The sequence below is a fragment of the Arthrobacter sp. 10T413_2 genome (assembly GCF_056394205.1).
The window spans coordinates 1-4,377 of record NZ_JBFTHK010000269.1 but is presented as its reverse complement, the minus strand read 5'-3'; the positions used below and the strand labels follow the sequence as shown (position 1 = coordinate 4,377).

The window sequence follows — 4,377 nt, the reverse complement described above, 5'->3', positions numbered from 1 at the left end:
CCCTGATTCCCGTCATCACGTTCCTGGGCGCCGACCTCGGCGCCCTGATGGGCGGCGCGATCGTTACAGAAGGCATTTTCAACGTCCCGGGCGTGGGCAACCGGCTTTACCGGGMCGTGCTGTCGGGTGAAGGCCCCACCGTGGTCTCGATTGTCACCGTCCTGGTGCTGATCTACTGCCTGTCCAATCTGCTCGTTGACCTGCTTTACGCCTGGCTTGACCCGAGGATCCGCTATGACTCCTGAGAACTCCACCGCACGGCACGCCGTTGCCACCCGTCCGGGCCGCCGGATCGAGCACTTCGTGGCCGACGTCTCTGAGACCCCGCTCCAGGTGACGGACCGGGTCAAGGACGAAACCGCACCGCTGAGCCTTTGGGGCGAGGCCTGGAAGAACCTGCGCAAGCAGCCGCTCTTCCTCATCTCTGCGTTCCTGATCCTGGTGGTCGTTGCGGTCTCGCTGTTCCCGGGACTCTTCTCGCCGATCGACCCGACCTCGGAGGCGTGCCAGCTGGCCAACTCCGACGCCGGCCCCGCCGCGGGCCACCCCCTGGGCTTTACCCAGCAGGGCTGCGACGTCTACGCCCGCGTCATCTTCGGCACGCGCTCCTCGGTGACAGTGGGCCTCTTCACCACCATCGGTGTGCTGCTGATCGGCGGCATCATGGGTGCCGTGGCCGGCTACTACGGCGGCTGGGTCGACTCCGTCCTGGCCCGCATCAATGACATCTTCTTCGCCMTGCCCCTGATCCTGGGCGCGATCGTGCTCATGCAGCTGCCGATGTTCCGCGCGAACCGGACGGTCTGGACCCTGGTACTCATTCTGGTCGTCTTCGGCTGGCCGCAGATTGCCCGCATCACCCGCGGCGCGGTCATCGAAGTCCGCAACGCCGACTTCGTCACGGCCGCCCGCTCGCTKGGCGTCTCGAAGCTCGGCGCCCTCATGCGCCACGTCCTGCCGAACTCGCTGGCTCCGATCATCGTTGTGGCCACCATTTCCCTGGGCACGTTCATCGTGGCCGAATCCACGCTGTCCTTCCTCGGCATCKGGCTGCCGCCCAGCGTCATGTCCTGGGGCAACGACATCCAGGCGGCGCAGGCTTCACTGCGGTCCAACCCGATGCCGCTGCTCTACCCGGCCATCGCGCTGTCCATCACCGTCCTGAGCTTCATCATGCTGGGCGATGCCCTGCGTGATGCCCTCKATCCCAAAGCCCGCAAGCGATGAAAGGGGACACMATGAGCGCCTCTGTTGAACTCCAGGAAGCGGACTACGCCACTGAGCTCCCGCTTCTTGAAATCAAAGACCTGGCAATCGGCTTCACCACCAGCAACGGCGAGGTCAACGCCGTTCGGAATGCCCACCTCACCATCATGCCGGGCGAAACTGTCGCGATTGTGGGCGAGTCGGGTTCCGGCAAGTCCACCACCGCGCTGGCCGCGATCGGCCTGCTCCCGGGCAACGGCCGCGTCGCGGCCGGGCAGATCCTGTTCGACGGTGAAGACATCTCCAACGCCAGCGAAAAGCGGATGATCGAACTCCGCGGCAACAGCATCGGCATGGTCCCGCAGGACCCGATGTCCAACCTGAACCCGGTGTGGAAGATCGGCGACCAGGTCCGCGAGACGTTGAAGGCCAACGGCCTGCCCAGCGGAACCGACGACGTCGCGAAGGTCCTGTCCCAGGCAGGGCTTCCGGACGCCGCCAGCCKGGCCAAGCAGTACCCGCACGAGTTCTCCGGCGGCATGCGCCAGCGCGCGCTCATCGCCATCGGGCTCTCCTGCCAGCCCCGGCTGCTCATCGCGGACGAGCCCACCTCGGCGCTCGACGTCACCGTGCAGCGCCAGATCCTTGATCACCTGGACAAGATGACCACGGAGCTGGGCACCGCGGTGCTCCTGATCACGCACGATCTCGGCCTCGCCGCCGAGCGCGCCGACCAGGTGGTGGTCATGTACCGCGGCCAGGTGGTCGAATCCGGACCGTCGCTGGAGCTGCTGCAGAACCCCCAGCACCCGTACACCCAGCGGCTGGTCGCCTCGGCGCCGTCGCTGGCGTCCCGGCGCATCCAGGCCGCCAAGGAACTGGGCGTGGAAACGGACGACATGCTTGCCCCCACCGAAACCGGCGTGGTTGAGCCYTCCAAGAGCGACGAAGTCCTGCAGATCCAGAACCTCAGGAAGGTCTTCAAGCTGCGCTCGGGCCTGGGCAAGTCCACCGACTTCACCGCCGTCGACGACGTCTCCTTCAGCGTCAAGCGGGGAACCACGACGGCGATCGTCGGGGAGTMGGGGTCCGGCAAGTCCACGGTGGCCCAGATGGTCCTGAACCTCCTGACGCCGACCTCAGGCAAGATCATCTTCGACGGCGTGGACACCTCCACGCTGAACAGCAAGGAGATCTTCGCCTTCCGGCGCCGCGTGCAGCCGATCTTCCAGGACCCGTACGGTTCCCTCGACCCGATGTACAACATCTTCAGGACCATCGAGGAACCGCTGCGGACCCACAAAATCGGGGACAAGGCCAGCCGCGAGAAGAAGGTCCGGGAACTGCTGGACCAGGTGGCGCTGCCGCAGTCCACGATGCAGCGGTATCCGAACGAGCTMTCCGGCGGCCAGCGMCAGCGCGTCGCGATCGCCCGTGCCCTGGCCCTGGACCCCGAAGTGATCATCTGTGACGAGGCTGTCTCGGCACTGGACGTGCTGGTACAGGCCCAGGTGCTGAACCTGCTCGCCGAACTCCAGTCCCGGCTCGGCCTGACCTACCTGTTMATCACCCACGACCTCGCAGTGGTCCGGCAGATCGCCGACCACGTGTGCGTCATGCAGAAGGGCAAGCTGGTGGAGACCGGGTCCACGGACGACGTCTTCGAATCGCCGCAGCAGGACTACACCAAGGCGCTGCTCAACGCGATCCCCGGCGCCGGCCTCATGCTGCCTCCGGAAGTCGCGTGAGCCTTTAACACGGCTGACAGGTCCTGGCAGCAGATGCGCCTGGTAACAGCAGGCCTGCAACACCAAGTGCGCCTGTAACAGCAAGTAGGCCTGTAAATCCGCRACAACAAAGGAGCCGGTGTTCGCCCGCAAGGGCGCGCACCGGCTCCTTTGTCGTGCAGGTTCCCTTACTTCTTGCGGCTTGCTGCTTGCGGGTCCGGGCCGGCCTGACCGGGCCGGCGTTAGTGGGCCAAACCGGAGACGAGGCCGGCGTCCTGGTATTCAAGTCCCATGGACTCAAGMCGCTGGCCGAAGACGGCGCCGAGGGCCGCATGGCCCTGCCTGTTCAGGTGAACTCCGTCCGCCATCGAACCCGTGAGGTTGTAGCGGGTGAGCCAGTCTCCGGCGCTGACGAACGGCAGACCGTGCCGGCTTGCCACGGTCCCCAGCAGCGTGTCCACCTGGCTCCGGCGTCCTCCGCCGAAGCTGGCGCCGCGCGCGAGCGTGCCKACCATGAGCATCCGCGCCGCGGGATAGCGCTGACGGATGCTGGCGATCAGCCGCTCGGCATTGGCGACGATCTGCGAGTCCGTGGCGCCGCGTGCGGCGTCGTTTCCGCCGCCTTCAATCACCACCAGGGGAGGGGTGCCGTACGGGAGCTTCCAGTCACCGCGCTGGAGCGCGTCAATGTAATTGCCGGTCTTGCCGTTCGACGCCACGTAACCGGTGCCGCCCCGGCCGCAGAAGAAGACCTTGTACCCCGCCGCGGCCAGGCCCTGCCTGGGCCAGCCGAAGGACGGCTCCGATTGGGAGTCACCAATCAATACGGCGGTGTTGCTGGTGTCCTTGACGATCACCTCGTCGCGGCCGTTGGCAGGATTGCGGTAGATCGAACCGCCGGCCAAGTCTGCGGGATTGATTCCGGAACCGGCCCGTGTCTTTCCCGGCGAGCCTGCAGCCACCGGCACGCCGGCGCCGTTGGCTGCGCCACCGGCCTGGCCGGCCGCCCGTGGCGCAGCGGAAGTGCCCGCGTCGGACGCAGGTGAGGAAGAAGCCTGCCCGCAGCCGCCAAGAACTACGCCTACGGCGATCATCGTTGCGACAAAGCGGGACAGAGCCGAGGCGTTTCGCATGAATGTCTCCGGGCTTGCTTGCTGCTATGAGAGCAATGATGGGGTATGGGAGCGGGAAAATCCAGTGACTTTACTCACAGGTAACAATCAACTTTCGTGTGTCCTTCCGGCGCAGTCCACCTCGGCAGGGTCGGCCGCCGGATCATCGGACGTTCGCATTTTAGGCCAATAAATAGCCTAGCCCTTAGACTTGTATCAGGTGCCCTGTGTCGAAAGGGCGTATCCGTCGTGCGTTCCGGTTGGAAATGTCGCGATACCACAGCTGACTTCACCACTGAATCGAGCAATAACGCATGTCTGAAACCACCACC

4 protein-coding genes are annotated in these 4,377 nt (G+C 65.5%); 3 read left to right on the top strand and 1 reads right to left on the bottom strand.

Translation table 11 applies throughout. From position 1 onward, the window contains the following. From AC1DBQ_RS22220 to AC1DBQ_RS22210, 3 genes are all read left to right on the top strand, one after another. A partial coding sequence (locus tag AC1DBQ_RS22220) for an ABC transporter permease subunit (RefSeq protein ID WP_476930573.1) occupies nucleotides 1-245 on the top strand: 245 nt, incomplete at its 5' end. Beyond that, nucleotides 235-1,227, top strand: coding sequence for an ABC transporter permease (locus AC1DBQ_RS22215; protein WP_476930572.1), 993 nt, complete (start codon nucleotides 235-237; stop codon nucleotides 1,225-1,227). The genes AC1DBQ_RS22220 and AC1DBQ_RS22215, both read left to right, overlap by 11 nt. 11 nt (nucleotides 1,228-1,238) lie before the next feature. Further along, complete coding sequence (locus AC1DBQ_RS22210) at nucleotides 1,239-2,954, top strand: dipeptide ABC transporter ATP-binding protein (RefSeq protein ID WP_476930571.1); 1,716 nt, start codon at nucleotides 1,239-1,241, stop codon at nucleotides 2,952-2,954. Between the two features lie 221 nt (nucleotides 2,955-3,175). On the opposite strand, the gene AC1DBQ_RS22205 is transcribed toward AC1DBQ_RS22210, so the two are convergent. Next, nucleotides 3,176-4,066 carry an SGNH/GDSL hydrolase family protein gene (locus tag AC1DBQ_RS22205; RefSeq protein WP_476930570.1) on the bottom strand — a complete coding sequence of 297 codons (891 nt, stop codon included), beginning with the start codon at nucleotides 4,064-4,066 and terminating at the stop codon, nucleotides 3,176-3,178. Between the last annotated feature and the right edge of the window lie 311 nt (nucleotides 4,067-4,377).